Source organism: Pseudorhizobium sp. NPDC055634 (assembly GCF_053618655.1).
Genome location: NZ_JBSHHW010000017.1, coordinates 1 through 2,483 on the forward strand (window position 1 = coordinate 1; position 2,483 = coordinate 2,483).

Genomic DNA, 2,483 nt, shown 5'->3' on the forward strand with positions numbered 1-2,483 from the left:
TGTGTTTAGGCGTGGAATATTGACCCCTCTGGCGGGGTGACCGGCGTCCAATTTTGACCCCCCACCTGTTTCGTCTGACCATCCGCCTTTTGCTGGCGGATGGAGGGGGAGTTGAAGCGAGTGGATACGATTGCGCGTGTTCGTCGGGCCTTCCATGTGCAGGGCTGGTCGGTGAAGAGGATCGTCCGGGAGCTGCATGTGTCCCGCAACACGGTGCGCAAGATTCTGCGGTCCGATGAGACGGACTTTTCCTACGAGCGAGAGCGACAACCTTTACCGAAGACGGGTCGGTGGAAGGCCGAGATCGAGCGCTTCCTGGCTGCGAACGAAGGCAAACCATCTCGTGAACGGTTGACGCTGATCCGGATTTACGAAGAGCTTCGGGCGCTGGGTTACGATGGCAGCTACGATGCGATCCGGCGCTATGCGAAGGGATGGTCGAAAGATCGAGGGGCTGTGACGGCCGAAGCGTACGTGCCGCTCTACTACGCGCCCGGCGAGGCCTACCAGTTCGACTGGAGCCACGAGATCGTTCTGATCCAGGGCGTGACGACGACGGTGAAGGTTGCTCATGTCCGCCTCTGCCACAGCCGGATGATGTTCGCCCGCGCCTATATGCGTGAGAGCCAGGAGATGGTCTTCGATGCCCACGACAAGGCCTTCGCCTTCTTCCGTGGCACCTGCACGCGCGGCATCTATGACAACATGAAGACGGCAGTCGAGGCAGTCTTCATCGGCAAGGAGCGGCTCTACAATCGTCGCTTCCTGCAGATGTGCAGCCATTACCTCGTCCATCCGGTTGCCTGCACGCCTGCATCCGGCTGGGAGAAAGGACAGGTCGAGAACCAGGTCGGCCTCGTGCGGGAACGCTTCTTCACGCCACGCCTGCGGGTCAAAAGCCTGGAGGAACTGAATGTCTGGCTGCTCGACAAGTGCATTGCCTATGCCAAGGCTCACAGCCATCCCGAACAGACGGCGCAGACGATCTGGCAGATGTTCGAAGCCGAGCGAGGCAGCCTTGTGCATTATGTTGGTCCGTTCGACGGCTTCCACTGCGTGCCCGCCTCAGTGTCAAAGACCTGCACTGTCCGCTTCGATAACAACAAATACTCGGTTCTATCGACTGCCGTCGGCCGCCCTGTCGAGGTTCATGCCTATGCGGATCGGATCGTCATCAAACAGAATGGAGTGACGGTCGCTGAACATCGGCGCAGCTTCGGCCGGGGCGAGACGGTCTATAATCCCTGGCACTATGTGCCTGTCCTCGCTCGTAAACCCGGTGCATTGCGCAACGGCGCTCCGTTCAGGGAATGGGTTCTGCCCACTGCAATGGAGAAGGTTCGCAAACGGCTGAAGAACGTCGATGACGGTGATCGGCAGATGGTCACCATACTCGGATGTGTTCCCGCCGATGGCTTGGCGGCAGTTGAGGCTGCCTGCCAGGAAGCGCTCGATCACGGTGTCTGCTCGGCCTCGGTGATCATCAACATTCTGGCTCGAAGCCGCGATCCGGCTCCCGCTGCAACCCTGCAAATCCCCGATGCGCTTCGGCTTGCCCATGAGCCGGTCGCCGACTGCGCCCGTTACGACAGGCTCAGGAGGGCAAGTTGATGGAACGCACGCAGGTTCTCGAACTGATGAGCACGTTGAAGCTCTACGGAATGCGCAGCGCCTACGACGAGGTCATGGGAAACGGCATCAAACGGCAGCACGAACCACCGCGCATCGTCGGTGACCTGTTGCAGTCGGAGATCGCCGAGAAGCAGGCCCGCTCAATCCGTTACCAGCTCAGCATTGCCAAGCTTCCACTCGCCAAGGATATCGATGACTTCGACTTCGCTGAAACGCCTGTCAATGAATCCCTGGTCCGGGAATTGGCCACGGGCACCTTTGTCGCCGATCAACGCAACGTCGTCCTCGTCGGCGGCACGGGAACCGGCAAGAGCCATCTGGCCATCGCGATTGCCCGCGCACTCATCCGCAACAGCACGCGCGGCCGCTTCTTCAACGTCGTTGATCTGGTCAATCGACTGGAAACGGAAACGCGCAACGGCAAGCAGGGACGGACCGCCGATTACCTCACACGCCTTGACTTCATCATTCTCGATGAACTGGGATACCTGCCGTTCGCCCAGGCCGGAGGCCAGCTCCTGTTCCACCTGATCAGCAGGCTCTACGAGCGCACATCGATCATCGTAACCACAAACCTTGCCTTCGGTGAATGGCCGTCGGTGTTTGGCGATGCCAAGATGACGACGGCACTCCTCGACCGTTTGACCCATCACTGCGAGATTGTGGAAACCGGCAACGAGTCCTGGCGCTTCAAGAACCGCTCTCAAAGCTAAAGCCGAAGATAACCATCACCCGCACTTGGCCTACCCTATGCAACCCCGGCCAGCGCCGGGCAGGCCAAGCGCTGATCGTCTGTAGGAGGGGTCAATATTGGACGCCGATAAGGGGTCAATATTCCGCGCCGATTGACA

Annotated in this window: 1 protein-coding gene and 1 pseudogene; both read left to right on the plus strand. The window is 59.7% G+C overall.

Annotation, left to right across the window (positions count from 1 at the left end; all coding sequences use genetic code 11):
• Nucleotides 1–111: 111 nt before the first annotated feature.
• A pseudogene (gene istA, locus ACWGPT_RS19810) lies at nt 112–1,605 on the plus strand (IS21 family transposase); the annotation flags it as partial.
• A 5-nt stretch (nt 1,606–1,610) separates the two neighbouring features.
• A complete protein-coding gene (gene istB, locus ACWGPT_RS19815; RefSeq protein WP_091524783.1) occupies nt 1,611–2,345 on the plus strand; it encodes an IS21-like element helper ATPase IstB in 735 nt (244 codons plus the stop codon).
• Nucleotides 2,346–2,483 lie beyond the last annotated feature (138 nt).